Source organism: Pseudomonas sp. NPDC086251 (assembly GCF_044746405.1).
Classification (GTDB): Bacteria; Pseudomonadota; Gammaproteobacteria; order Pseudomonadales; family Pseudomonadaceae; genus Aquipseudomonas.
Window position 1 is genome coordinate 1 of sequence record NZ_JBIVBY010000038.1, and the last position, 25,883, is coordinate 25,883.

Sequence of the window (25,883 nt, forward strand, 5' to 3'; positions counted from 1 at the left end):
ATGGAAAGATCGCTGGAAAACATGCCACGCAGTTTCTTGAACATGGGGAAAGGACCCTAGGCAACGCGTGGGTAAAAAAGTGCGGCAAACTCTAACAACGACAGGGATTTTGGGCAAGGCGCCAATATGTTAAATTGGCCGCTTTTCTGTGCACCAACCCCCACAATCGCGGCCTTATGACCGTAGAAATGCGGTAGTGTTCCGACAATCTAACACACGGACGCCGTCCGTTCTGTTTTCCACTGGAGATTCCCATGGCGCTTGAACGCTCCGACGTGGAAAAAATCGCTCATCTGGCCTGTCTTGGCCTTAATGATGCCGATCTTCCACACATCACTTCGGCCCTGAACAGCATTCTCGGGCTGGTCGACGAAATGCAGGCGGTCAATACCGACGGTATCGAGCCGCTCGCCCACCCACTGGAAGCCAGCCAGCGCCTGCGTGCAGACGTCGTGACCGAGACCAATCATCGCGAGGCCTATCAGTCCATCGCACCAGCGGTCGAAAACGGCCTGTACCTGGTTCCGAAAGTCATCGACTAAAGGGAAAGAGCCTGCAATGCATCAATTGACTCTGGCCGAGATCGCCCGCGGACTCGCCGATAAAAAGTTTTCTTCCGAAGAGCTGACCAAAGTCCTGCTGGCGCGCATCGCCCAGCTCGATCCGCAGCTCAACAGCTTCATCAGCCTCACCGAAGACCTGGCGCTCCAGCAGGCGAAAGCCGCTGACGCACGCCGGGCCAACGGTGAGAGCGGCGCCCTGCTCGGCGCGCCGATCGCTCACAAAGACCTGTTCTGCACCCAGGGCATCCGCACCAGCTGCGGCTCGAAGATGCTCGACAACTTTAAAGCACCGTACGACGCCACCGTGGTCGCCAAGCTGGCCGCTGCCGGGGCCGTGACCCTGGGCAAGACCAACATGGACGAATTCGCCATGGGTTCGGCCAACGAGTCGAGCTACTACGGCGCGGTGAAAAACCCGTGGAACCTGGAACACGTTCCGGGCGGTTCGTCTGGCGGTTCAGCGGCGGCGGTTGCCGCTCGTCTGCTGCCTGCAGCCACTGGCACCGATACTGGCGGCTCGATCCGTCAGCCCGCTGCACTGACTAACCTCACCGGCCTGAAACCGACGTACGGTCGCGTTTCGCGCTGGGGCATGATCGCTTACGCCTCCAGCCTCGACCAGGGCGGCCCGTTGGCGCGCACCGCCGAAGACTGCGCCATCCTGCTGCAAGGCATGGCCGGTTTCGACCCGCAAGACTCCACCAGCATCGACGAGCCCGTGCCTGATTACAGCGCCAGCCTCAACGGTTCGCTGCAAGGCCTGCGCATCGGCGTGCCGAAGGAATACTTCAGCGCCGGTCTCGACCCGCGCATCGCCGAGCTGATCCACAACAGCGTCAAGGAGCTGGAAAAGCTCGGCGCCGTGGTCAAGGAAATCAGCCTGCCGAACATGCAGCACGCGATTCCTGCGTACTACGTGATCGCGCCGGCAGAAGCCTCGTCCAACCTGTCGCGTTTCGACGGCGTGCGTTTCGGCTACCGCTGCGAAGACCCGAAAAACCTGATCGACCTGTACAAGCGTTCCCGTGGCGAAGGTTTCGGCCCGGAAGTACAGCGCCGGATCATGGTCGGTGCGTACGCGCTGTCCGCCGGTTACTACGACGCCTACTACCTGAAGGCGCAGAAGATTCGTCGCTTGATCAAGAACGACTTCATGGCGGCCTTTAATGAGGTCGACATCATTCTCGGCCCCACCACGCCGAACCCGGCCTGGAAGCTTGGCGCCAAGAACAGCGACCCGGTCGCTGCGTACCTGGAAGACGTCTACACCATCACCGCCAACCTCGCCGGTCTGCCGGGCTTGTCCATGCCCGCCGGTTTCGTCGATGGCCTGCCGGTCGGCGTGCAATTGCTCGCTCCGTATTTCCAGGAAGGCCGCTTGCTCAACGTTGCGCACCAGTATCAGTTGAACACTGACTGGCACACCCGCACCCCAACCGGCTTCTGAGGAGACACACATGCAATGGGAAGTCGTGATCGGGCTGGAGATTCATACCCAGCTCACCACCCGGTCGAAAATCTTTTCCGGTAGTTCCACCACGTTTGGCTCCGAGCCGAACACCCAGGCCAGCCTGGTAGACCTGGGCATGCCCGGCGTACTGCCGGTGCTGAACCAGGAAGCGGTGCGCATGGCGGTGATGTTCGGCTTGGCAATCGATGCCGAGATCGGCCAGCACAACGTGTTCGCCCGCAAAAACTATTTCTACCCGGACCTGCCGAAGGGCTACCAGATCAGCCAGATGGAATTGCCGATCGTCGGCAAGGGCCACCTGGACATCGCGCTGGAAGACGGCACGGTCAAACGCGTCGGCATCACCCGCGCGCACCTGGAAGAAGACGCCGGTAAAAGCCTGCACGAAGAATTCAACGGTGCCACCGGCATCGACCTGAACCGCGCCGGCACACCGCTGCTGGAGATCGTGTCCGAGCCGGACATGCGCAGCGCCAAGGAAGCCGTGGCTTACGTCAAGGCCGTCCACGCGCTGGTGCGTTACCTGGGCATCTGCGACGGCAACATGGCCGAAGGCTCGCTGCGTTGCGACTGCAACGTGTCGATCCGTCCGAAAGGCCAGGTTGAATTCGGCACTCGCTGCGAGATCAAGAACGTCAACTCGTTCCGTTTCATCGAGAAGGCGATCAACACCGAAGTACAGCGTCAGATCGAGCTGATCGAAGACGGCGGCCGGGTGATCCAGCAGACTCGCCTGTACGATCCGAACAAGGACGAAACCCGTCCGATGCGCAGCAAAGAGGAAGCCAACGACTACCGTTACTTCCCTGATCCGGACCTGCTGCCGGTGGTCATCGAGAACTCGTTCCTCGATGACGTGCGCGCCACCCTGCCGGAATTGCCGCCGCAGAAACGCGAGCGCTTCCAGGAGCAGTTCGGCCTGTCGGTCTACGACGCCAGCGTCCTGGCCACCAGCCGCGAGCAAGCCGATTACTTCGAGAAAGTCGTGAGCATCAGCGGCGACGCCAAGCTGGCGGCCAACTGGGTGATGGTTGAACTGGGCAGCCTGTTGAACAAACAGGGCCTGGACATCGAGCAGTCGCCGGTCTCGGCCGAGCAACTGGGCGGCATGTTGCTGCGCATCAAGGACAACACCATCTCCGGCAAAATCGCCAAGGTGGTGTTTGAAGCGATGGCCAACGGTGAAGGCAGCGCGGACGAGATCATCGACAAGCGCGGCTTGAAGCAAGTGACCGACACGGGTGCGATCTCGGCGGTGCTGGACGAAATGCTCGCGGCCAACGCCGAGCAGGTCGAGCAATACCGCGCGGCCGACGAAGCCAAACGCGGCAAGATGTTCGGCTTCTTCGTCGGCCAGGCCATGAAAGCCTCCAAAGGCAAGGCCAACCCGCAACAGGTCAACGAACTGCTGAAAAGCAAGCTCGAAGGCTGACCGGAATGGAGCCAGTTTCAAAGCCTGGCTCTACCCCCTGTGGGAGCGAGCCTGCTCGCGATGGCGGTCCGGCACTCAACGATGAGTTGACTGTCAGAACGCTATCGCGAGCAGGCTCGCTCCCACAATTGTTTCGGGAAACCTTAGAATGAAACGACTACTCAGCGCCTGCGCCCTGCTCTCGCTGCTCGCCGGTTGTGCCAGTAACGATGTCATCGATCCGCACGGCTACGACAAGACCGGCATGGCGTCCTATTACGGTGCCAAACACCAGGGCAAGCGCACCGCCAGTGGCGAGCGTTTCAACAAGAATTCCCTGACCGCTGCCCATCGCCAGCTACCCTTTGGTACGCGGGTGAAGGTCACCAATCTGAATAACGACCAATCCTGCGTGGTGCGCATCAACGATCGCGGGCCACATACCCGTGGGCGCCTGATCGATCTTTCACACGAGGCCGCCGAACAACTGGGTATGCTCAGGAGCGGCACCGCACGGGTACGCGTGCAAGCCCTCGACGACTGACAGACGGAGCCCCGACCATTTTCGGACTAACCGACATCCCCCTGATCAGCCTGATCGAATTGCTCAGCGGCCTGGTCCTGCTGATCGCCGGCGCCGAGCTGATGGTGCGCGCCGCCGTGCGCCTGGCGGCGCGGTTGCACGTGCGACCGCTGATTATCGGCCTGACCATCGTCGCCCTCGGCAGCAGCGCGCCGCAAATGGCTGTCAGCCTGCAAGCGACCCTGGCGCAAAACGCTGACATCGCGGTCGGCAGCGTGATCGGCAGCAGCATTTTCAACATCCTCGTGACCCTCGGCCTCTCGGCGCTGATCATCCCGCTGCGGGTATCGCGGCAACTGGTGCGCCTGGACATTCCGTTGATGATCGGCGCCAGCCTGCTGGTGTTCGTACTGGCGTGGAATGAAGAGCTGACCCGAACCGACGGCATGCTGTTGCTGGCGGCCATGGCGCTGTATCTGGGCTTGCTGCTGCGCCAGTCGCGGCACTCGGCCCGTCCGCAATCGGCCACCCACGATGCCCCGCAAGCGCCGTGGATCAGCAGCCTGCTGATGATCGTAGCCGGGCTGGCGATGCTGGTGTATGCCGGACACTTACTGTTGGGCGCCGCGGTTGCGGTCGCCACCGACCTGGGGCTGTCGGAACGGATCATCGGCCTGACCATCGTCGCCGTCAGCACGTCCCTGCCGGAACTGGCGACCTCGTTGATCGCCGCGTTGCGCGGTGAGCGGGAGATCGCCGTTGGTAACGTGATCGGCAGCAACCTGTTCAACCTGCTGGGCGTGCTCGGTTTCACCGCACTGGTCGCACCGTCGCCGTTGTCGGTCTCGCCCAACGCCCTGGATTTCGACCTGCCAGTGATGCTCGGCGTCGCGACGCTGTGCCTGCCGGTGTTCTATTCCGGTTACCGGGTGACCCGCGCCGAAGGTCTGCTGTTCCTCGGTTTGTATCTGGCTTACGGTCTGCACGTGGTGTCATTCACCACCGGCATGCCGCTGGCCGGCAAGCTTGAACACCTGATGCTGTTTTTCGTCCTGCCGGCGCTGGTGGCGTTTTTGCTGTTCACGTCGCTGCGCGCCTGGCGTCGCCAACACCACAAGAGGGAATTGCATGACCGAGAATAAAAAACCTGGCGTTGAAGTCCGCCGCCAAGTGATGGGCGATGCCTTCGTCGACCGCGCACTGGGCAACGCCACCGAGTTCAGCCAGCCGCTGCAGGATTTCGTCAACGAGCACGCGTGGGGCAGCGTCTGGAACCGTGAAGGATTGCCACTGAAAACCCGCAGCCTGATCACCCTCGCCGCGCTGACCGCGTTGAAGTGCCCGCAGGAATTGAAAGGTCATGTGCGCGGTGCGCTGAACAATGGCTGCACCGTGGAAGAGATTCGCGAGACATTGCTGCATTGCGCGGTGTATGCCGGTGCGCCGGCTGCGATCGATGCATTCCGGGCGGCGCAGGAAGTGATCGATAGCTATCAGAAGCCGGAGTAAATAGCCGGCATTGGCGGTGGCAGGTCTATCGCCTTCGCGAGCAAGCCCGCTCCCACATTTGGAATGCATTCCCCTGTGGGAGCGGGCTTGCTCGCGAAGAGGCCCGATAAAACACTGCAAATCCTGACGCTAAATCCACCCGCCCCACTGCAACACAAAAATCCCGATGTTGGTGGTCACCGCTGCCATCAACGTCGTAATCACAATAATCGCAGCCGCCAGTTCATGATTACCATCGGCCTGACGGGCCATGACAAAACTGGCCGCCGCCGTCGGGCTGCCGAAGTACAGAAACAGAATCCCCAACTCCGCCCCCCGAAAGCCCCACAGCCATGCGCCGAGCGTTGCCAGTACCGGCAGGCCGATCATCTTCACCAGGCTTGAGCTCAACGCCATGTCACCGCTTTTGCGCAACGCCGCCAGTGACAGCGTGCCGCCGATGCAGATCAATGCCAGTGGCAAGGTGGTTTGCGCCAGGTACTGGCCGGACGTTTCCAGCCATCCCGGCAAGCTGAGCTTGAAGTAGGCAAACGGCGCCGCTGCAAACACACTGATGATTAGCGGATTGACCATCACGCTCTTGCAGATGCTCCACGGGTCGGACTTGATCACCGGGCTGTACACCGCCAGCACGATGGTCGAGAGCGTGTTGTAAAACAGGATCACCAACGCCGCGAGAATCGCCCCGAGGGAAATCCCGTAGTCGCCATACATGCTCGCTGCCAGTGCCAGGCCGATCACGCCGTTGTTACCGCGAAAGGCGCCCTGGGTGTAAATCCCCCGGTCTTCACGCGGGCACTTCAAGATCGCCCAGCCCCAGGCGATGGCGAAACACAGCAGCGTCGCTATCGAGAAATAGATCAGCAGCGCCGGTTGCAACGCGGCGTGCAGGTCGGCATGCAGGATGCCCAGGAACAGCAGCGCCGGCATGGTGACGTTGAACACCAGGGCCGAAGCCGTGTGGATGAAGTTGTCGTTGATCCAGTTGATGCGCTTGAGCAGCACCCCCAGAAACAGCATGGCAAACACCGGCGCGGTGATGTTCAGGGTTTCGAGGAAGATAGCCAGCATGCCGGGGGGAACCTTGGGTGAGCGTCGATAGGCGGCTAATGATAAGCCACCAAGTCCTCTGGCGCCTGTTAAACCGCCTTCGCGGGCAAGCCTCGCTCCTACAGGGGATCACCGAACCTGTAGGAGCGAGGCTTGCCCGCGATGAACGATAACGCGGTCTCAGGTGATCGGCGCCGGGTTGAACAAGGTGATGTCGTTATGCAGTTTGTGCTGCTCGGCCCACGTCTGTTTCTTGCCGCTGGCGACGTCCAGGTAGTAGTGGAACAACTCCCAACCCAAGTCCTCAATCGAAGCGCGCCCGGTGGCAATCCGCCCGGCATCGATATCGATCAGGTCCGGCCAGCGTTGCGCCAGTTCGGTGCGGGTCGAGACCTTCACCACCGGTGCCATCGCCAAACCATACGGCGTACCGCGGCCGGTGGTGAACACATGCAGGTTCATCCCCGCCGCCAGTTGCAAGGTGCCGCAGACGAAATCGCTGGCCGGCGTCGCGCAGAAGATCAGCCCTTTACGCTTGAAACGCTCGCCAGGGCCCAGCACCCCGTTGATCGCGCTGCTGCCGGATTTGACGATCGAGCCCAACGACTTCTCGACAATGTTCGACAACCCGCCCTTCTTGTTCCCCGGCGTGGTGTTGGCGCTGCGATCCGCTTCGCCCTTGGCCAGGTAACGGTCGTACCAGTCCATTTCGCGCACCAGTTCCTCGGCGACTTCCGTGGTTTCCGCCCGGGACGTCAGCAGGTAAATCGCATCGCGCACTTCGGTGACTTCGGAGAACATCACCGTCGCGCCCGCGCGCAGCAACAGGTCCGAGGCGTAGCCAAGCGCCGGGTTGGCGGTGATCCCGGAGAACGCATCGCTGCCGCCGCATTGCATGCCGAGGATCAGCTCGGACGCCGGTACGGTTTCCCGGCGACGTTGATCGAGCTTCTTCAATCGGGTTTCGGCCAACGCCATGATCTGCTCGATCATCTCGGTGAAACCGTGACTGGAATCCTGCAAGCGGTACAACCACGGCTCGCTCAGATCCACCGAGCTGTCGTTCTCATGCATCACCTGCCCGGCCTGCAATTTCTCGCAGCCCAGGCTGATCACCAACGCTTCGCCACCCAGGTTCGGGTTGCGTGCCAGGTTGCGCACGGTGCGGATCGGGATGTACGCGTCAGCGGCGGTGATCGCCACGCCACAGCCATAACTGTGGGTCAGCGCCACCACGTCATCGACGTTAGGGTACTGCGGCAGCAGTTCGTCCTTGATGCGCTTGACCGCATGATCCAGCACGCCCGTGACGCATTGAACCGTGGTGGTAATCCCCAGAATATTGCGCGTGCCGACGGTGCCGTCGGCGTTGCGATAACCCTCGAACGTGAAGCCTTCCAGCGGTGCCTGCGCCGCCGGCACTTCGGTGGACAGCGGCAGGCTGTCCAGCGGTGGCGCGGTGGGCATGCGCAGTTGATCTTCCTTGACCCAGCTGCCGCGCGGAATCGGCTGCAACGCGTAGCCAATGGTCTGGCCGTAACGAATCACCTGGCCGCCCTCGGGAATGTCTTCCAGAGTGACCTTGTGGCTCTGCGGCACAAAGTCCACGGTGACCAGCCCGTCCGGAAATTCGGTGCCGGCCGGCACGCCCTGGTCATTGACCACGATCACCACGTTGTCCCGCTCGTGCAGGCGGATGTAGCGCGGCGAGTCGGAATGTTCAATCAACTGCATGACGCCGCTCCTCAGGAATGCGCTTGAGATAATTTATTGCTGGTTTCAGGGCCGCTGACCGGCGGCTCTTTCAACACCACACGCTTGATCGGGCCTACGATCACCAGGTAGCTGAACACCGCGACCAGCGCGTTGCAACCGACGAACACCAGCGCCCATTTGAACGAGCCGGTGGAGCTGATGATGTAACCAATCACGATCGGCGTGGTGATGGAAGCGATGTTGCCGAACATGTTGAACAGGCCGCCACTCAAACCGGCGATCTGTTTCGGCGAGGTGTCGGACACCACGGCCCAACCCAGTGCGCCCACGCCTTTGCCGAAGAACGCGAGGGCCATGAAACCGACCACCATCCATTCGATGTCTACGTAATTACAGGCCACGATGCTGCTGGAAACCAGCAAGCCGGCAATGATCGGCGCCTTGCGGGCGAAGGTCAGGGAATGGCCCTTGCGCAGCAGGTAATCGGAAATCACCCCGCCGAGCACGCCACCGATGAAGCCGCAGATGGCCGGCAACGAGGCAATGAAACCGGCCTTGAGGATGGTCATGCCGCGTTCTTGCACCAGGTACACCGGGAACCAGGTCAGGAAGAAATAGGTGATGCCGTTGATGCAGTATTGACCGAGGTACACGCCGAGCATCATGCGGTTGGTCAGCAACTGGCGGATGTAGTCCCACTTCGGTCCGTCGACCTTTTTGCCTTTGCCTTTGTCCTGGTCCATGTCGACCATGCCGCCGTTGTCGGCGATGTGCTTGAACTCGGCGTCATTGATCATCGGGTGTTGGCGCGGGCTGTGGATAACTTTCAGCCAGATCAGCGAGAACACAATGCCGATGCAGCCCATCACGATGAACACGTGCTGCCAGCCAAAGGTGTAGACGATCCAGCCCATCAGCGGTGCGAACAACACGGTGGCAAAGTATTGCGCCGAGTTGAAGATCGCCGAGGCCGTGCCGCGTTCAGCAGTCGGGAACCAGGCCGCGACAATGCGCGCGTTACCGGGGAAGGACGGCGCTTCGGCCAGGCCCACGAGGAAGCGCAGCATAAACAGCGCCACCACCGCCGTGGACATGCCGAACTCACCGACATAACCCTGCAGCACGGTGAACAGCGACCAGGTGAAGATGCTCAGTGCGTAGACTTTTTTCGAGCCAAAACGGTCCAGCAGCCAGCCACCGGGAATTTGCCCGGCCACGTAGGCCCAACCGAATGCAGAGAAAATATAACCGAGGGTGACCGCGTCGATGCCGAGGTCTTTTTGCAGGCTGGAGCCCGCGATGGCGATAGTAGCCCGGTCGGCGTAGTTGATCGTGGTCACCAGAAACAGCATGAGCAAAATCAAATAGCGGACGTGGGTCGGCTTGGTCGCTTGCATGTAGACGTACTCCCACTGATTATTTTTATGCGGGGTGAATCTTCTTAGGTCTGTCTTTTGTGGGAGCTGGCCTGCCAGCGATACAGGCCACTCGGTGTTTCATTCACACCGCGGTGATGCTATCGCTGGCAGGCCAGCTCCCACAGGAGTTGCGTGGATCAGGAACCGATGTAGCTGGTTTTTACGACGGTGTAGAACTCTTGCGCATAGCGACCTTGCTCACGCGATCCATAGGATGAACCTTTGCGCCCACCGAATGGCACGTGGTAATCCACGCCGGCGGTCGGCAGGTTGACCATCACCATCCCGGCCTGGGAGTGACGCTTGAAGTGATTGGCATACTTCAACGACGTGGTGGCGATGCCCGCCGACAGACCGAATTCGGTGTCGTTGGCCATGGCCAGGGCTGCCTCGTAATCCGCGACGCGAACCACGTTGGCCACCGGGCCGAAGATTTCTTCACGGCTGATGCGCATCGCCGCTTCGCTGTCGGCAAACAGCGTAGGGGCGAGGAAGTAGCCTTCGGTATCGCAGGTGACCAAACCACCGCCGCTGACCAGACGCGCACCTTCGGACTGGCCGATGTCGATGTACTTCAAGTCTTGTTCAAGCTGCGCTTGCGAGACGACCGGACCGATATCGGTGCCGGCTTTCAACGCGTGACCGACCTTGATCGACTTCATGCGCTCGGCCACGGCTTCGACGAACTTGTCGTGAATCCCGGCGGTGACGATGAAGCGGCTGGAGGCGGTGCAACGCTGGCCGGTGGAGTAGAACGCGCTCTGCACCGACAGCTCGACCGCTTGTTTGAGGTCGGCGTCGTCGAGAATGATCTGCGGGTTCTTGCCGCCCATTTCCAGCTGCACTTTCGCTTGGCGCGACACGCAGTTGACGGCGATCTGACGGCCAACACCGACGGAGCCGGTGAAGCTGATGCCGTCGACTTTCGGGCTCTGCACCAGCGCATCGCCCACCACTCGACCGCTGCCCATTACCAGGTTGAACACGCCGGCCGGGAAGCCTGCGCGGGAGATGATTTCAGCCAGCGCCCAGGCACAACCCGGGACCAGGTCGGCCGGTTTCAGCACGACGCAGTTGCCGTAGGCCAGGGCCGGGGCGATTTTCCACGCCGGGATCGCGATCGGGAAGTTCCACGGTGTGATCAAGCCGACCACACCCAGTGCTTCGCGAGTGACTTCGACGTTGACGCCCGGACGCACCGACGGCAGGTAGTCGCCGGACAGGCGCAGGCATTCACCGGCGAAGAACTTGAAGATGTTACCGGCGCGGGTCACTTCGCCGATGGCTTCGGGCAGGGTCTTGCCCTCTTCCCGGGCCAGCAGGGTGCCGAGTTCTTCGCGACGGGCGAGGATTTCCGTACCGACTTTATCCAGTGAATCGTTACGAGCCTGGATGCCCGAGGTCGACCACGCCGGGAACGCGGCGCGAGCGGCGTCGATGGCGGCGTGAACCTGGGCCAGATCGGCCTTGGCGTATGCGCCAATGGTATCGGTCAACTCGGACGGGTTGATGTTGTTGGAGTAATCGCTACCCGCAACCCATTCACCGTTGATGTAGTTATCGAAACGCTTTGTATCAGCCACTGGAAGATCTCCTCACGCAAAAGGCCGCTGATCACTCAGCGGCCTTGTTTAATCGGGTGTGTTATTGAGCACCTTGCTTGTCGATCAGCGCGGCGAGCATTTCATACTCCTCAGCCGTCAGATCGGTCAGCGGTGCACGCACAGGACCTGCGTCATAGCCGGCAATTTTTGCCCCGGCCTTGACGATGCTGACGGCGTAACCGGATTTGCGGTTACGGATGTCCAGGTACGGCAGGAAGAAGTCGTCGATGATCTTGCCGACGGTGGCGTGATCTTCGCGGGCAATGGCGTGGTAGAAATCCATCGCGGTTTTCGGGATGAAGTTGAACACCGCCGAGGAGTACACCGGCACGCCCAGCGCCTTATAAGCAGCGGCGTACACTTCGGCGGTCGGCAAACCGCCCAGGTAGCTGAAGCGATCGCCGAGGCGGCGACGGATCGACACCATCAACTCGATATCGCCCAGGCCATCCTTGTAGCCGATCAGGTTCGGGCAGCGCTCGGCCAGGCGTTCCAGCAGCGGCGCGGTCAGGCGGCAGACGTTACGGTTGTAAACCACCACGCCGATTTTCACCGATTTGCACACGGCTTCAACGTGGGCGGCAACGCCGTCCTGGCTGGCTTCGGTCAGGTAGTGCGGCAGCAGCAACAGGCCTTTGGCGCCCAGGCGCTCGGCTTCCTGTGCGTATTCGATGGCCTGGCGAGTCGAACCGCCCACGCCGGCCAGGATCGGCACGCTGGTTTCACAGGTGTCGACGGCGGTCTTGATGATTTCCGAGTATTCGCTGGCCGCCAGAGAAAAAAACTCACCGGTGCCGCCCGCGGCGAACAATGCCGAGGCGCCGTATGGGGCCAGCCATTCGAGACGCTTGATGTAGCCCGCGCGATGGAAATCGCCCTGAGCATTGAAGTCGGTGACCGGGAAGGACAGCAGACCGGAAGAGAGGATGGACTTCAGTTCTTGTGGATTCATTATTCGAACACCCTGAGTAGCGACGTTATGTGAGAAAACCGTTCAGCCTTCGCCGAAGTTGTAGGTCATCGTACAACTTAAATAATAACCGTCAACTGCATTTCATCGCTCACCTGCAGATTTTGTGTCGGAAAGGTATTTTCTTGACGTAGGAAAAATCTCCTCTATGCTCGGAATCACTGTATATACATACAGTTATTAGATTCATACCGACGACATATCAAGGAGCTAGAAATGTCAGGTCTACACACTCGACTGCAGGAAAACTCGAAGCCGGTCATTGCCGAACTGGATGATCTGTTTACCAAGCAAGGCATCCGTATTTCCGGGGACAGCCATCATCTGGTGTTGCTGATCTCCGATCCGCATAACCACGCGACCAAAAAAGCCGCATCGCCCTCCACCGCTCATGGCAAAGCCTCGAAAGGCACGCCACAGCTGCGGTTCGAGGGTGGCGAACACACCGCCATCGGTGACAGCACCCTGCTGCGTTTCGTCAAGGATGCGCCCGCCATTGCGGCTTCGCAGGTAGAGCTGCACCTGCCCAATGGGCTGGCACTGACCTATGGCCAAATCGTTGCACTGGGCGGTGATTTCTATGGAATCCCCGATCAACCGGTCAGCGAAGGCGCGACAGCCATTGATCGAATCCAGCGGTTTACCAACGCCTTCAACTCCATGGCGGTGCTGCCGGCTGCCAACGCCGAGGCCAAGTTGATTCTTGGCGTGATGCAGAAGGAGATCGCCGCAGTGAAGCAGGCGATCAACGACGGTAAACAACCTCACGAAGCCTATGACGCACTGGGTGATACGTTGTCGGAAGAGTGGAACACGATCACCGGCGGCGGCAGTTTCGTCTCGGCACTTTTCCCGTTGGGGCGTTATCTGAAGCTGGCCGCCAACAATGCCGACCACTTTGGCGAGTGGGCGCTGCTGGCGTACATCGCCGGGCACACGGCCGCGTTGCAACAAGCGGTCGCGGCCCGCAACAGCGGCGATGAGCAGTCGTTGGAACGGGCCTACGCGATGAACGCGTTTGCCGATCATTACCTGACCGACCTGTTTTCCGCCGGCCACTTGCGAGTGCCGCGCAAGCAGTTGGCGGCGGTGGTCACGCCCAGCGACCTGGGTTCGTTGATCACCCGTTTCATGCACGACGAGGACAGCAAGTTCGGCCTTAATGTGCGCAATGGCAACGGTGAGCAGTGGCGCGCGTATGGGGACAAGCGCTACTTCGACGCTATCGACAGCGCCAATCGCGTCCAGGTGAATCAAGCGGTGCAGGTGTCGGCGGATGAGATCTTCGCGGCCTACCTCAGCGGTATCGCGCCGGCGCCCGCCAGCTTCGCTGCGTTGAAAAAACTGCCGGATCTGCAAACCGCGCTGAACCCGACGGGCAATTTCTCGGCGTTGTTCAAGGTCGAGGGCAGCAAGGTGCTGCGGCGCAAGGACGTCAACAACCTGAACGACACCGCCACTGTTGACGATTGGTGGGGCTGGAGCACGTACCTGCTGCTCAAAGATTACCAACCGACTGGCAACGTGGCCTGATAAGGAGATCGAAGATGACGATTAAATTGAAACTGGAATTGGCTTCGGGGCAATCGATGAAGGGCGCGCCGTTGGAGTTGTTGGCCAAGGGAGTGCCGATTGCTCGGGCGGTGGTGGGTGAGTTGGGGAATGTGGTGTTTGATGCCAAACCCAGGACTGGTGAATTGGCGGTGCGGGTGGATCGTTCGATTCTCAGGACAGGCTGAAGCCGTAGCGTAACGGCTGCTGGCCTCTTCGCGAGCAAGCCCGCTCCCACACTGGATCATCTGTGCACACAAAATTTATGAACACCAGAGATCAAATGTGGGAGCGGGCTTGCTCGCGAAAGCGGCCTGTCAGGCAATAAATCACCCCATCAGAAAACCTACCCCCGCTGCGCCTCTGCCTCTTCATGCGCATGCCGCAACCGTTCGCGACTGTTGGTCAGGTGCAAGCGCATCGCCGCGCGCGCCGCATCGGAATCCTGGCGGGCGATCGCGTCGTAAATCTCTTCGTGCTCACGACTCAAACGACTCATGTAGTGCTGCTGATCATCATGGGCCAGCCGCGCCGAGTTCAGCCGCGTGCGCGGAATGATGCTGGTGCCCAGGTGAGTCATGATGTCAGTGAAGTAGCGGTTGCCGGTCGACAGGGCGATTTGCAGGTGGAACTGGAAATCCGAAGCCACCGCATCACTGGCGTGGGAAGCACTTTCATTCAATGCATCCAGCGCGGCACGCATCAACGCCAACTGCTCAGGGCTGCGACGTTGTGCGGCGAGGCCGGCGGATTCCACTTCGAGGCTGATGCGCAACTCCAGAATCGCCAGCACATCACGCAAGGTCACCACAGTCGCCGGGTCGATCCGAAAACCGCTCGGGCTCGGGGTGTCGAGAACGAAGGTGCCGATGCCGTGGCGGGTTTCCACCTGCCCGGCCGCCTGCAAACGGGAAATCGCTTCGCGCACCACGGTGCGGCTGACGCCATGGGCATCCATGATCGCCGACTCGGTGGGCAATTTGTCGCCGCGTTTGAGGTGACCGTCGCGGATCTGCTCGGACAGCACGGTCACCAGTTCCTGAGCGAGGCTGCGGCGCTTGCGAGGGAGGCGAGGTGCGTCGATCGGGTTTTCCATGGTGAACGTCTTTCTCGAAAAAATTCGGCTGAAACCGCATCATAGCGCAAGCGGGTTGTACGATCACCCACCGCCCTTGTAGGAGCGAGGCTTGCCCGCGAAGAACGATGACGCGGTCCCTGATTGGAACCGTGTGATGGCCTTCGCGGGCAAGCCTCGCTCCTACAAGGGGTGTGGTGTTCAGGCGGTCACGGTCTGATCCACCAGATGGCCGTTGTCGATGCGGACGTGTCGTGGATGGAAACGCTTCAGGCTGCTGCGATGGCCGACGCTGACAATGCTCAGCCCCGGGATCTCATCGATCAACGCCTGATACAGCGACGCTTCATCTTCTTCATCCATCGCCGAGGTGGCCTCGTCCATGTACAGCCATTGCGGCGCATACAGCAGCGCACGGGCGAAGGCCAGCCGTTGCTGTTCACCCGGCGACAGCATGCGCTGCCAGTGATTGGCTTCATCCAGACGTGCCACCAGGTGCGGCAAGCGACAGGCTTCCAGCACGTGCCCATAGCGCTCGTTGGGGTAGGTTTCGCCAGGCTGTGGATAACTCAGCGCCTCACGCAAGGTGCCAATCGGCAGATACGGCTTTTGCGGCAGGAACAGATAACGCGCCGCCGGCAAACGAATGCTGCCGTGGCCCGCCGGCCACAAATGCCCCATCGCTCGCAGCAAGGTTGACTTGCCGCTGCCGGAACGACCGCTGAGCATCACGCGCTCGCCCTCCTCCACGGTCATGTCAGCGTTGGTCAGCAGGTGGCGACCATCCGCCAGGTCGAGGCCGAGGTTGTGCACCTTTAGCGCGTCACCTTGATTCTGCACATCGATCGCCGGCACCCGCTCTTCGTTGTCGCGCATGGCCTGATGGAAACTCAACAGACGATCACAGGTGGCGCGCCACGCAGCGAGGTTTTGATACGCGCTGATAAACCAGCTGAAACTCTCTTGCACGTTGCCGAACGCCGAACTGATTTGCATCAGCTCACCCAGTTCGATCTTGCCCGCGAAATAACGCGGTGCGGCGACCATGAACGGAAAGATGATGGCGGCCTGGCTATAACCGGCGGTGAAGAAAGTCAGGCGCTTGGACACTTTCATGATGTCCCAGAAATTATGCCAGACCAGGCCGAAACGGCTGCTCAAGCGCCGATTCTCATTTGGCTCGCCGTTGTACAACGCAATGCTTTCGGCATTTTCCCGAACACGAACCATGGAGAAACGCAGGTCGGCTTCGAAGCGTTGTTGTTGGTTGTTCAGGCCGATCAGGCGACGACCGATCAAATGAGTCAGCCAGCTACCGACCACGGCGTAGACCAGCACACACCAAAACATGTAACCGGGAATGGTGAAACCGAGCACTTCGATACTGCCCGATACGCCCCACAGAATGATTGAGAACGACACCAGGCTGACAATGTTGCGCAGCAAACCAATGCCCAGCTCCAGCGTGTTCGAGGTGAAGCTGTTGAGGTCTTCGGAAATCCGCTGGTCCGGGTTATCGGTGTAACCGCCCTGCTCCAGCTGGTAGTAATTCTTGTTGCCGAGCCAGCGCGCGAAATGCTTTTCGGTCAGCCAGGCCCGCCAGCGGATGGTCAGCATTTGGGTCAGGTAGAGCCGGTACACCGCACCGACAATCGCCACGGCCGCAATCGCGCAGAAATACAGAATCAACTGCCAAAACGCAGCTTCATCCTTCTTTTGCAGCGCGTTGTAAAAATCTTTGTACCAGGTGTTGAACCACACCGAGATACCGACGCTGACCAGCGACAGCACAATCACCGCGATCAGCAGCGTCCAGGCCTTGACCTTCTCTTCGCTGCGCCAGTAAGGCGTGGTCATCGCCCAGACTTTGCGAAAAAACTGCCCGCGCACAGCATCGTTGACCGCGGAATATTCAGCGTTCTGATTCATGGATAAGGCTCGATAAAGAAAAGAACACACACGAACCGATCATAGATGATCGGTTCGGTTTATCGCGAGGAACGGCCGGCATTCGTTCAGCGCAGGTTCAGCGACGAACGGGACGCTTCTGCAACTTGCGCTGCAACGTGCGGCGGTGCATGCCCAAGGCGCGGGCAGTGGCGGAGATGTTGCCTTCGTGCTCGGTGAGCACGCGCTGGATGTGCTCCCACTGCAGGCGGTCCACCGACATCGGGTTTTCCGGCACCAGGGTGTCGAGGTCGGCATGCTCGGAAAGCAGCGCGGCCAGCACGTCGTCGGCGTCGGCCGGTTTGCACAGGTAATTGCAGGCGCCGCGTTTGATCGCCTCGACAGCGGTGGCGATGCTCGAGTAACCGGTGAGGATCACTACGCGCATTTCCGGGTCCAGCTCGAGCAGCTTGGGCAGCAACACCAGGCCGGAATCGCCGTCCATTTTCAGGTCCAGTGCGGCGTAGTCCGGCAGGTCGGCCTGGGCGATGGTCAGGCCTTCTTCGGCGGAACCGGCGGTGCTCACGCGAAAACCGCGACGGGCCATGGCGCGGGCCATCACTCGGGTGAACGTTGCGTCGTCGTCGACCAGCAGCAAATGCGGCAGTTCTTCGCCTTCGCCTTCGACTTGAATCTCGTCACTCATGTTCGTCTCCTCGGGCGACACGGGGCAGGCGCAGCTCGGTCAGCGTGCCACCTTCCTCATGACTGTAGAGTTTCACTGAGCCGCCGGCGCGTGTCACGCTGGCCTTGCTCAAAAACAGGCCCAGGCCGAAACCTTTGCCCTTGGTGGTAAAAAACGGTTTGCCGATCTGCTCGGCGATGGCCAACGGCACACCGGCACCGTGGTCGCGGATGCTGATGGTCAGGTCCTCGGCATTCCAGTCCAGCGTCACTTGCAGCCCTTCGGGGCACGCATCGGCGGCGTTGTTGAGCAAATTCAGCAGCGCCTGGGTCAAGTCCGGCGGCGGCGCCATGCGTGGCACGGCGCCTTGGCCGAGCCGCTGGAAACGGTAACTGGCTTCCGGACGCATCAGGTGCCAGCGGTTCAGCGCTTCGTCGAGCCAGTCGGTGACGTCCTGCATTTCCACCGCCAAGCGGCGATTGGCTTCCGCGGCCCGAACCAACTGCTGCAAGGTCTCTTTGCACAGTTTTACCTGATCCTGCAGCACGCTCAGGTCGTCCTGCAACATCGGGTCATGATGATCCTGACGCATTTCCTTGAGCAACACGCTCATGGTCGCCAACGGTGTGCCCAATTCATGGGCGGCGCCGGCGGCCTGGGTCGCGACGGCCAGCAGTTGCTGATCGCGCAGGCCTTCTTCGCGACGGATGGCCCGCAATTCTTCCTGACGGCGTAGCTCTTCGGCCATGCGCGCGGCGAAGAACGTGATGACTGCCGCCGCCAGGGCGAAACTCAGCCACATCCCGTAGACCTGCAGGTTTTCCCGAGCGATCGGGAAGGTTTGCAGCGGGTAGAAGCGCGCCAGCAGCAGGGTGTACATCGTCAACGCGATGCCGGACAGAATCACCGAATAACGCCACGGCAGCGTTACGGCGGCGATGGTCAGCGGCACCAGGTAATAAGAGACGAACGGGTTGGTCGACCCGCCGGAGAAATACAGCAAGGCACTGTGGATAAACAGGTCGCAGGCCAGTTGCACGGCGTATTCGAGTTCGGTGACGGGCCACGAGGTACGCAGGCGGATCGCCGTGAACGCGCATAGCAGCATCGAGCAACCGAGGGTCGCGGCCAGTTGAAACCAGGGCAGCGGCAGCAAGTCGAGCCAGTAGGCCAGGCCTACGGAACCGGCCTGGGCGGCCAGCACCAAGGTGCGGATGAACGTCAGCCGCCAGAGGTTCTGGCGGGTAGCGGAAGTGATTTGAACGGCGGCGAGCATGAGCTCTCCTGATGAGCGCTGCAGGCGGATCGCCGGGAGTATAACCAAGCGCGGGGGCTGGCAGGCAAAAGTGCGGCAAACGGCCACAGGGCGGAGAGGTTTGCTGCGTCTGCAAAAATGCCTTCGCGGGCAAGCCTCGCTCCTACAGGATCGCGTCGGCGAAATATTGTGGGAACGACACGGACTTGTAGGAGCGAGGCTTGCCCGCGAATGGTCGCGAAGCGGCCACCTACGATCTGTATAGAAGTTGTAACTGTGCGAACCGGATCATTAAAGCTAGAGTCTGATGGTTTCACGCAGGCTCGGACCCTGACACCTGCGCATTGCCCAAGGAGTTTTCATGCACACGTTCCGCCGCAGCGCCGCCCTTCTTGCCCTCAGCGTTGGCACCGTCGCCAGCCTCCCGGCCCTGGCCGCCGACGAGCTTCATTACAACCAGATTTCCCTGCGCGCCGAAGTCAGTCAGGAAGTGGCCCGCGACCTGATGATCGTGACCCTCTACACCGAAGAACAGAACACCGACCCGGCCAAACTCGCCGCCGACGTCAGCACCACCATGAACAAGGCATTGGCCCAGGCCAAACAGGTCAAAGACATCACTCTGCGCCAGGGCAGCCGCAACAGCTACCCGATCTACGACACCAAAGGCCAGAAAATCACCGGCTGGCGCGAACGCGCCGAACTGCGCCTGGAAAGCGCCGACTTCGCTGCCCTGTCGAAACTGACTGGCGAACTGCTCACCGACCTGAAAATGGGCGGCATGGACTTCGCCATCGCCACGCCAACCCGCAAGGCCAGCGAAGACGCGTTGCTCAAAGACGCCGTTACCGCCTTTAAAGCCCGCGCCCAACTGGCCACCGACGCCCTCGGCGGCAAGAGCTACAAAATCGTCAACCTGAACCTGAACAGCAACGGTTATCCACAGCCGTACATGCGCGGGCCGATGATGATGAAGGCCGCGAGCATGGATGCCGCCCCGGTGACCCCGGAAGTCGAAGCGGGCACCAGTCAGGTCAGCATGACGGCGGATGGTTCGATTGAAGTGTTGATGCCTTGATGCTGGGGTGGGTCAGTCGGGTTGTGTGCTGACTGGCCGACCGCCATCGCGAGCAGGCTCGCTCCCACATTTGGACGGTGTGCATCTGTCAGGGATTGGTCGGCTATAAGGCCGCCTTCGCGGGCAAGCCTCGCTCCTACAGTTGGACGGTGTGCATCTGTGAGGGATTGGTTGGCTATGAGGCCGCCTTCGCGGGCAAGCCTCGCTCCTACAGAAAATCAGAAGCGGCGTACGCTTTTGATTTTCACCACTCAAGGTCGAGCGTTAGCTCGCCTGTCGCTTTTGATTTTGACGCACCGTCCCATCGAGAGGCCGAGCGCAGGTTCTGCGCAGTGGGCAACCCGGCATGGATGCCGGGTTAGCCGCCCCCGGCCATGGATGGCCGATGGCGGCGGGCCCACGGAGCAGGACCGGAGCGAGGGCATGCCGAGCCTAGGCGAGGCACCGAACGAAAGGGGCAAAAGCCCTTGGTTACTTGGGGCTCTTCCAAGTGACACGCCGTAAGGGCGTAACCCATAGCCGCCGTTACCAAAATAACGGATATGTACACCTGAAAAAGAGCATGGTCGGCTACCAGGCCGCCAAGATCAAACTGCACTGCGGCGGTGCACAGTTCACCGATTTCAAGATCAGCCCAGTCGGCCTCACACCTTTCTACAGGGTAGGTATAAATAAGTAACACCCCGCCCCAACCGGGTGCGCGCGCCACCCCGGCCGCCCCTTGCAAGTGCGCGGTTTGCACCGAAAAAAACCCGCGCAAACGGTCAAATGCGCGTCAATTTATACATATGCGACATTAAGGTACGTTCGTGCCACTGTTTAAGGCTTGTAGCCGCTCTGCATCTTGCATTGGGTACGGCCCCTGCATAAGTATCCGCAGGCACGACTCACGAGGTCGTCCTCAAATTCCAAAAATGACAACAAATCATGAGGCCACCATGCTTAAACACGCGGTCATTCCGTTTTTAGTCGGCGCGGGCTTATTAGCCAGCGCACCTTTCGCCCAAGCGGCGACTAACCTGGTGTTTTGCTCCGAAGGGAGCCCGGCCGGTTTTGATCCTGGTCAGTACACCACCGGAACCGACTTCGACGCCTCTGCAGAAACCATGTTCAACCGCCTGACTCAGTTCGAGCGCGGCGGCACCGCCGTTATTCCTGGCCTGGCAACCAAGTGGGACATCTCCGATGATGGCCTGACGTACACCTTCCACCTGCGTGAAGGCGTCAAGTTTCACACCACGCCATACTTCAAGCCCACTCGTGAGTTCAACGCCGACGACGTGCTGTTCACCTTTAATCGCATGATTAACAAGGATGATCCGTTCCGCAAAGCGTACCCGACCGAATTCCCGTACTTCACCGACATGGGGATGGATACCAACATCACCAAGATCGATAAAGTCGACGACCACACCGTCAAGTTCACCCTCAAAGAAGTGGATGCTGCGTTCATTCAGAACATGGCGATGAGTTTCGCGTCGGTGCAGTCCGCCGAGTACGCTGCCCAGCTGCTCAAGGAAGGCAAAGCCGCCGACATCAACCAGAAGCCGGTCGGCACTGGCCCGTTCGTGTTCAAGAGCTACCAGAAAGACTCCAACATCCGCTACACCGGGAACAAGGACTACTGGAAGCCTGATGACGTCAAGATCGACAACCTGATCTTCGCGATCACCACCGACCCGTCGGTGCGTATCCAGAAGTTGAAGAAGAACGAGTGCCAGATCACTCTGTTCCCACGTCCGGCCGACCTGAAGGCGCTTCAGGAAGACAAGACGCTGAAAGTGCCTAACCAGGCTGGTTTCAACCTCGGTTACATCGCCTACAACGTTATGCCAGTACTCAAGGGCCGCACCGACGCCAACCCGTTGGCCGAGCTGAAGGTACGTCAGGCGCTGGACATGGCGGTGAACAAGCAGCAGATCATCGACTCGGTTTACCAGGGTGCAGGTCAACTGGCGGTCAACGCCATGCCTCCAACCCAGTGGTCCTACGACACGACCATCAAGGACGCCAAGTACGACCCTGAGAAAGCCAAGGAGCTGCTCAAGGAAGCAGGCGTCAAGGAAGGCACCCAGATCACTCTGTGGGCCATGCCGGTTCAGCGTCCGTACAACCCGAACGCTAAACTGATGGCTGAAATGCTGCAGTCCGACTGGGCGAAAATCGGCCTCAAGGTCAACATTGTCAGCTACGAATGGGGCGAGTACATCAAGCGCTCCAAGGGCGGCGAGAACCAGGCGATGCTGATTGGCTGGAGCGGCGACAATGGTGATCCGGACAACTGGCTGAACGTGCTGTTCGGCTGCGACTCGCTCAGCGGCAACAACTTCTCCAAGTGGTGCGACAAGAAGTTTGACGGCATCGTCAAAGAAGCCAAGCGCACGACCGATCAGGGCAAGCGCACCGAACTGTACAAACAGGCGCAACACGTCCTCAAGGACGCCGTTCCAATGACACCTATCGCTCACTCGACGGTGTTCCAACCCATGCGCGACAACGTGCAGGACTTCAAGATCAGCCCATTCGGCTTGAACTCCTTCTACGGCGTCAGCGTCAGCAAGTAAGGTGTTGCAACGGCGACGTTTTTGACGTCGCCGTTGCTTTATCTACCGAGAAAGCAGGAATTCGCCTACATCCAAATCCACTGCGTACCACAGCAGCGCGTTAGGACGTATTGCCTTTTCCTACGAGTCTTTCAGGCTTTTCGCATTTACTGCCGGACCCACGGTTCATACCGTCGGGATCCGACCAGTTTTTTCGTGGGCCATCGGTCTGCTGCACGTCATGGTTTGAGATCAGTGAAGCCCCCTCGTCCGCGGACGGGACCGTGGCTCATTGAAAAACACTAAGAAAGAGAAAGGGAGCGTCATGCGCCATACCTTGGTTTTATCCGCATTGCTGGGCACCGGCCTGTTGGCCGCCGCTTCAGTCAGCCAGGCCGCCAATAACAGCCTGGTGTTCTGCTCCGAAGGCAGCCCCGCTGGCTTCGACACCGCGCAGTACACGACCTCGACCGATAACGACGCCGCCGAACCGCTGTACAACCGACTGGCAGAGTTTGAAAAAGGCGCCACCAACGTCGTACCAGGCCTGGCCACTCGCTGGGATATTTCCGAGGACGGCCTCAAGTACACCTTTCACCTGCGCGAAGGGGTGAAATTTCACACGACCAAATACTTCACGCCGACTCGTGATTTCAATGCCGATGACGTGCTCTTTACGTTTAATCGTATGCTCGACCCGCAGCAACCTTTCCGTAAGGCGTATCCAACCGAGTTCCCGTATTTCAACGGGATGAGCCTGAACAAGAACATCGCCAAGGTCGAGAAGACCGGGCCGCTGACCGTGGTCATGACGCTCAACAGCGTCGACGCCGCGTTCATCCAGAACATCGCCATGAGCTTCGCCGCCATCCTGTCCGCCGAATATGCCGACAAACTGCTGGCCGAAGGCAAGCCGAGCGAGATCAACCAGAAACCGATCGGCACTGGCCCGTTCGTGTTCAAGAGCTACCAGAAAGACTCCAACATCCGCTACACCGGCAACCCGCAGTACTGGGATCCGAGCCGGGTCAAACTCGACAACCTGATTTTCGCCATCAATACCGATGCTTCGGTACGGGTGCAAAAGCTCAAGGCCAACGAGTGCCAGATCACCCTGAACCCGCGCCCTGCCGATGTCACCGCGCTGAAGAACGACCCGACACTCAAGCTCATCGAGAAGCCCGGTTTCAATCTCGGCTACATCGCCTACAACGTGCGCCACAAGCCTTTCGACCAGCTCGAAGTGCGCCAGGCGCTGGACATGGCGGTGAACAAGCAAGGCATCCTCAACGCCGTCTATCAAGGTGCCGGTCAGCTGGCAGTCGGCGCCATGCCGCCGACGCAGTGGTCCTACGACGACACCATCAAAGACGCCGCCTACAACCCGGAAAAAGCCAAGGAACTGCTCAAGGCTGCCGGCGTGAAAGAAGGCACCGAAATCACCCTCTGGGCCATGCCGGTCCAGCGTCCGTACAACCCCAACGCCAAGTTGATGGCCGAAATGCTCCAGGCTGACTGGGCGAAGATCGGTCTCAAGGTCAAGATCGTCAGCTACGAATGGGGCGAGTACATCAAGCGCACCAAGAACGGCGAGCACGACATCAGCCTGATCGGCTGGACCGGTGACAACGGGGACCCGGACAACTGGCTCGGCACGCTCTATAGCTGTGACGCCATCGGCGGCAACAACTACTCCATGTGGTGTGATCCGGCGTACGACAAGTTCATCAAGCAGGCCAAAGTCGTTACCGACCGCGACCAGCGCACCGTGCTCTACAAACAGGCGCAGCAGTACCTCAAGCAGCAGGTGCCGATGACGCCAATCGCCCACTCGACGGTCAACCAGCCGTTGAGCGCCAAAATCGAAGGCTTCAAGGTGAGTCCTTTCGGTCGTAACGTGTTCTCGGGTGTCAGCATAGAAAAATAACCGATTAGCCAGAACCGCTGGGGGCGCTTTGCGCCCCCACGCAAGCGTATTGCCGTAAATCGCCAATCCGGCCTACAGCAAACGTTTGCGATGCCATGAATGAGTTCTAAACCAATAGTCGGATCACAAAAAAAGACCGGCATAAAAAAAAGAAAGTAAGGAGCTTCACCCATGAAACTGAGCAGCACCGCGTTATTGGCCTTGGCCATCAGCAGCGTCACCGCCTCGGCGTACGCAGAAACCCAAAGCCAGGCATTCACCCCGGTGACGGTCAACACCAAAAGTGCTCAAGCCGATGCAACCGGCTTTATCGAAGGCAGCACGGTGACCGGCAGCACCCGTAACTGGTATGCCAACGAACAACTGAAACGTGGTGGCAAGTTCGCCTATCAAAAAGATGGCGTGTCGACTCCGACTGATCGTCGTATCAACTGGGTACAGGGCACCATCGTCAAGTACAACTCGGGCTTCACCGAAGGCACCGTGGGTTTCAGCACCGAAGTAGCGGCCTACAACGCCATTGCGCTGGAACGTGATCGCGAGAACCTGGCCTCCAACAACGGTGGCGCACCGGGCACTCGTCCAGGCGCGGGCAACAACCGCACCCTGACCAAAGAAGGCGGCGACGCTCAAGGTCAGTGGAGCAAAATCGGCCTGGCCAACATCAAGGCCCGTGTCTCCAACACCACCTTGACCGCTGGCCGCATGAACTTCAGCAGCCCTCAGGTCGATGTGATCGGTAACCGTCCGTTGCCTTCGAGCTTCGAAGGCGTGGCGATCCACAGCGAAGAGCTGAACAACCTGGCCTTCGACCTGGGCTCCTTTGACCGCGTTTCGCCGCGTACCGAAGAAAGCCTGAGCAAATTCCGCTCCGAGTACGGCAACTCCGATGCTGAAACCGGTCACGTCAACACCGGCGGCATCACTTACACACCCTTCGCCAGCCTGACCACCAGCCTCTGGGGCACCCAGGCTGAAGACCTGTGGAACCAGTACTACTTCGGCGCCACCCACGTGCTGGGTGACAGCTCGGTTCTGAGCCTGACCACCGGCCTGAACTACTACAAAACTGTCGATTCAGGTTCGGCCAAACTGGGCGAAATCGATAACGACACCTACTCCCTGTCGTTCGGCCTGACTCACCAAGCCCACAGCCTGACCTTCTCTTATCAGGAAGTGAACGGTAACGAGTACTTCGACTACCTGCACGAAACCAACGGCATCTACCTGGCCAACTCCCTGCTGTCGGACTTCAACGGCCCGAACGAGAAGTCCTTCCAGATTGCCTACGGTCTGAACATGGCCGAATACGGTGTGCCAGGCCTGAAGTTCAACATCTACCAGGCTCGCGGCTGGGGTATCGACGGTACTCACTACAACGGCAACCAAGGCGTAGCAGGCAAGGGTTACGACGGTATCCAGATTCAGGACGGCGAACACCACTACGAATACGGTATCGGTGCTTCGTACGCGGTGCAGAGCGGCCCGCTCAAGGCCACCGCTATCCGCGCGACCTACACCGCCCACCGCGCCAGCGAAAACCAGGCTGATGGCAGCATCAACGAGTTCCGTCTCGTGACCACCATCCCGTTCAACATCCTGTAATGCACCTGCCGAACGGTTGATTCAATGATGAATCGGCCGTTC

General features: G+C 59.9%; 21 protein-coding genes. 12 read left to right on the top strand and 9 right to left on the bottom strand.

Annotation, left to right across the window (positions count from 1 at the left end):
* Window positions 1–254: 254 nt before the first annotated feature.
* The 6 genes from gatC to ACIPL2_RS30100 all read left to right on the top strand — a co-directional run bounded on the left by gatC (window position 255) and on the right by ACIPL2_RS30100 (window position 5,477).
* Window positions 255–542: an Asp-tRNA(Asn)/Glu-tRNA(Gln) amidotransferase subunit GatC gene (gene gatC, locus ACIPL2_RS30075; RefSeq protein ID WP_007901429.1), complete on the top strand. Its 288-nt coding sequence runs from the start codon at window positions 255–257 to the stop codon at window positions 540–542.
* 16 nt (window positions 543–558) lie between these two features.
* Window positions 559–2,010, top strand: coding sequence for an Asp-tRNA(Asn)/Glu-tRNA(Gln) amidotransferase subunit GatA (gene gatA / locus ACIPL2_RS30080; RefSeq protein ID WP_401362979.1), 1,452 nt, complete (start codon window positions 559–561; stop codon window positions 2,008–2,010).
* 10 nt (window positions 2,011–2,020) lie between these two features.
* Window positions 2,021–3,466 (top strand): Asp-tRNA(Asn)/Glu-tRNA(Gln) amidotransferase subunit GatB, encoded by a 1,446-nt coding sequence (gatB, locus tag ACIPL2_RS30085; protein WP_059403234.1) that lies wholly within the window; start codon window positions 2,021–2,023, stop codon window positions 3,464–3,466.
* Between the two features lie 148 nt (window positions 3,467–3,614).
* Window positions 3,615–3,989 (top strand): septal ring lytic transglycosylase RlpA family protein, encoded by a 375-nt coding sequence (locus tag ACIPL2_RS30090; protein WP_401362983.1) that lies wholly within the window; start codon window positions 3,615–3,617, stop codon window positions 3,987–3,989.
* A 50-nt stretch (window positions 3,990–4,039) separates the two neighbouring features.
* Window positions 4,040–5,110, top strand: a complete 1,071-nt coding sequence (locus ACIPL2_RS30095) for a calcium/sodium antiporter (protein WP_401363110.1) — start codon at window positions 4,040–4,042, stop codon at window positions 5,108–5,110.
* Complete coding sequence (locus ACIPL2_RS30100; protein WP_059403231.1) at window positions 5,097–5,477, top strand: carboxymuconolactone decarboxylase family protein; 381 nt, start codon at window positions 5,097–5,099, stop codon at window positions 5,475–5,477. Before ACIPL2_RS30095 ends, ACIPL2_RS30100 begins: the two co-directional genes overlap by 14 nt.
* A 129-nt stretch (window positions 5,478–5,606) precedes the next feature.
* Here ACIPL2_RS30100 and ACIPL2_RS30105 read toward each other — a convergent pair whose 3' ends face one another.
* The 5 genes from ACIPL2_RS30105 to kdgD form a co-directional block, all read right to left on the bottom strand.
* Window positions 5,607–6,548 (bottom strand): AEC family transporter, encoded by a 942-nt coding sequence (locus ACIPL2_RS30105; RefSeq protein ID WP_401362987.1) that lies wholly within the window; start codon window positions 6,546–6,548, stop codon window positions 5,607–5,609.
* A 159-nt stretch (window positions 6,549–6,707) separates the two neighbouring features.
* Window positions 6,708–8,261, bottom strand: a complete 1,554-nt coding sequence (gene garD / locus ACIPL2_RS30110; RefSeq protein WP_401362990.1) for a galactarate dehydratase — start codon at window positions 8,259–8,261, stop codon at window positions 6,708–6,710.
* A gap of 11 nt (window positions 8,262–8,272) precedes the next feature.
* Window positions 8,273–9,718 carry an MFS transporter gene (locus tag ACIPL2_RS30115; protein ID WP_401363112.1) on the bottom strand — a complete coding sequence of 482 codons (1,446 nt, stop codon included), beginning with the start codon at window positions 9,716–9,718 and terminating at the stop codon, window positions 8,273–8,275.
* Window positions 9,719–9,798: 80 nt separating this feature from the next.
* Window positions 9,799–11,244: an aldehyde dehydrogenase family protein gene (locus ACIPL2_RS30120; RefSeq protein ID WP_401362993.1), complete on the bottom strand. Its 1,446-nt coding sequence runs from the start codon at window positions 11,242–11,244 to the stop codon at window positions 9,799–9,801.
* A gap of 61 nt (window positions 11,245–11,305) precedes the next feature.
* Entirely contained in the window at window positions 11,306–12,217 is a 912-nt protein-coding gene (kdgD, locus tag ACIPL2_RS30125; protein ID WP_401362996.1) for a 5-dehydro-4-deoxyglucarate dehydratase, read from the bottom strand.
* Between the two features lie 234 nt (window positions 12,218–12,451).
* On the opposite strand from kdgD, the gene ACIPL2_RS30130 reads away from it, so the two are divergent.
* Complete coding sequence (locus ACIPL2_RS30130) at window positions 12,452–13,768, top strand: phospholipase (RefSeq protein WP_401362999.1); 1,317 nt, start codon at window positions 12,452–12,454, stop codon at window positions 13,766–13,768.
* A gap of 14 nt (window positions 13,769–13,782) precedes the next feature.
* The gene (locus ACIPL2_RS30135) at window positions 13,783–13,974 is read left to right on the top strand and encodes a hypothetical protein (RefSeq protein ID WP_401363001.1); all 192 of its coding nucleotides are present in this window, start codon (window positions 13,783–13,785) and stop codon (window positions 13,972–13,974) included.
* A 158-nt stretch (window positions 13,975–14,132) separates the two neighbouring features.
* On the opposite strand, the gene ACIPL2_RS30140 is transcribed toward ACIPL2_RS30135, so the two are convergent.
* The 4 genes from ACIPL2_RS30140 to ACIPL2_RS30155 all read right to left on the bottom strand — a co-directional run bounded on the left by ACIPL2_RS30140 (window position 14,133) and on the right by ACIPL2_RS30155 (window position 18,709).
* Window positions 14,133–14,882, bottom strand: a complete 750-nt coding sequence (locus ACIPL2_RS30140; RefSeq protein WP_401363004.1) for a FadR/GntR family transcriptional regulator — start codon at window positions 14,880–14,882, stop codon at window positions 14,133–14,135.
* Window positions 14,883–15,062: 180 nt separating this feature from the next.
* Window positions 15,063–16,790 carry an ABC transporter ATP-binding protein/permease gene (locus tag ACIPL2_RS30145; protein WP_401363007.1) on the bottom strand — a complete coding sequence of 576 codons (1,728 nt, stop codon included), beginning with the start codon at window positions 16,788–16,790 and terminating at the stop codon, window positions 15,063–15,065.
* Between the two features lie 97 nt (window positions 16,791–16,887).
* Window positions 16,888–17,454 (bottom strand): response regulator transcription factor, encoded by a 567-nt coding sequence (locus ACIPL2_RS30150; RefSeq protein WP_008148925.1) that lies wholly within the window; start codon window positions 17,452–17,454, stop codon window positions 16,888–16,890.
* Window positions 17,447–18,709: an ATP-binding protein gene (locus ACIPL2_RS30155; RefSeq protein ID WP_401363011.1), complete on the bottom strand. Its 1,263-nt coding sequence runs from the start codon at window positions 18,707–18,709 to the stop codon at window positions 17,447–17,449. Before ACIPL2_RS30155 ends, ACIPL2_RS30150 begins: the two co-directional genes overlap by 8 nt.
* A 340-nt stretch (window positions 18,710–19,049) precedes the next feature.
* On the opposite strand from ACIPL2_RS30155, the gene ACIPL2_RS30160 reads away from it, so the two are divergent.
* The 4 genes from ACIPL2_RS30160 to ACIPL2_RS30175 all read left to right on the top strand — a co-directional run bounded on the left by ACIPL2_RS30160 (window position 19,050) and on the right by ACIPL2_RS30175 (window position 25,841).
* Window positions 19,050–19,766, top strand: a complete 717-nt coding sequence (locus ACIPL2_RS30160) for an SIMPL domain-containing protein (RefSeq protein WP_401363014.1) — start codon at window positions 19,050–19,052, stop codon at window positions 19,764–19,766.
* A gap of 938 nt (window positions 19,767–20,704) precedes the next feature.
* Window positions 20,705–22,330: an ABC transporter substrate-binding protein gene (locus ACIPL2_RS30165; RefSeq protein ID WP_401363016.1), complete on the top strand. Its 1,626-nt coding sequence runs from the start codon at window positions 20,705–20,707 to the stop codon at window positions 22,328–22,330.
* A 304-nt stretch (window positions 22,331–22,634) separates the two neighbouring features.
* Entirely contained in the window at window positions 22,635–24,236 is a 1,602-nt protein-coding gene (locus ACIPL2_RS30170; RefSeq protein WP_401363019.1) for an ABC transporter substrate-binding protein, read from the top strand.
* A gap of 171 nt (window positions 24,237–24,407) precedes the next feature.
* Window positions 24,408–25,841: an OprD family porin gene (locus tag ACIPL2_RS30175; protein ID WP_401363022.1), complete on the top strand. Its 1,434-nt coding sequence runs from the start codon at window positions 24,408–24,410 to the stop codon at window positions 25,839–25,841.
* Window positions 25,842–25,883 lie beyond the last annotated feature (42 nt).

Bases quoted from the DNA above. Each gene is read 5' to 3' on its own strand.
- ACIPL2_RS30135 (WP_401363001.1), top strand. From the start codon at position 13,783: ATGACGATTAAATTGAAACTGGAATTGGCTTCGGGGCAATCGATGAAG.
- ACIPL2_RS30150 (WP_008148925.1), bottom strand. From the start codon at position 17,454: ATGAGTGACGAGATTCAAGTCGAAGGCGAAGGCGAAGAACTGCCGCAT.
- ACIPL2_RS30130 (WP_401362999.1), top strand. From the start codon at position 12,452: ATGTCAGGTCTACACACTCGACTGCAGGAAAACTCGAAGCCGGTCATT.
- ACIPL2_RS30100 (WP_059403231.1), top strand. From the start codon at position 5,097: ATGACCGAGAATAAAAAACCTGGCGTTGAAGTCCGCCGCCAAGTGATG.
- ACIPL2_RS30175 (WP_401363022.1), top strand. From the start codon at position 24,408: ATGAAACTGAGCAGCACCGCGTTATTGGCCTTGGCCATCAGCAGCGTC.
- garD (WP_401362990.1), bottom strand. From the start codon at position 8,261: ATGCAGTTGATTGAACATTCCGACTCGCCGCGCTACATCCGCCTGCAC.
- ACIPL2_RS30145 (WP_401363007.1), bottom strand. From the start codon at position 16,790: ATGAATCAGAACGCTGAATATTCCGCGGTCAACGATGCTGTGCGCGGG.
- gatB (WP_059403234.1), top strand. From the start codon at position 2,021: ATGCAATGGGAAGTCGTGATCGGGCTGGAGATTCATACCCAGCTCACC.
- ACIPL2_RS30105 (WP_401362987.1), bottom strand. From the start codon at position 6,548: ATGCTGGCTATCTTCCTCGAAACCCTGAACATCACCGCGCCGGTGTTT.
- ACIPL2_RS30155 (WP_401363011.1), bottom strand. From the start codon at position 18,709: ATGCTCGCCGCCGTTCAAATCACTTCCGCTACCCGCCAGAACCTCTGG.
- kdgD (WP_401362996.1), bottom strand. From the start codon at position 12,217: ATGAATCCACAAGAACTGAAGTCCATCCTCTCTTCCGGTCTGCTGTCC.
- gatA (WP_401362979.1), top strand. From the start codon at position 559: ATGCATCAATTGACTCTGGCCGAGATCGCCCGCGGACTCGCCGATAAA.
- ACIPL2_RS30160 (WP_401363014.1), top strand. From the start codon at position 19,050: ATGCACACGTTCCGCCGCAGCGCCGCCCTTCTTGCCCTCAGCGTTGGC.
- gatC (WP_007901429.1), top strand. From the start codon at position 255: ATGGCGCTTGAACGCTCCGACGTGGAAAAAATCGCTCATCTGGCCTGT.
- ACIPL2_RS30090 (WP_401362983.1), top strand. From the start codon at position 3,615: ATGAAACGACTACTCAGCGCCTGCGCCCTGCTCTCGCTGCTCGCCGGT.
- ACIPL2_RS30165 (WP_401363016.1), top strand. From the start codon at position 20,705: ATGCTTAAACACGCGGTCATTCCGTTTTTAGTCGGCGCGGGCTTATTA.
- ACIPL2_RS30140 (WP_401363004.1), bottom strand. From the start codon at position 14,882: ATGGAAAACCCGATCGACGCACCTCGCCTCCCTCGCAAGCGCCGCAGC.
- ACIPL2_RS30170 (WP_401363019.1), top strand. From the start codon at position 22,635: ATGCGCCATACCTTGGTTTTATCCGCATTGCTGGGCACCGGCCTGTTG.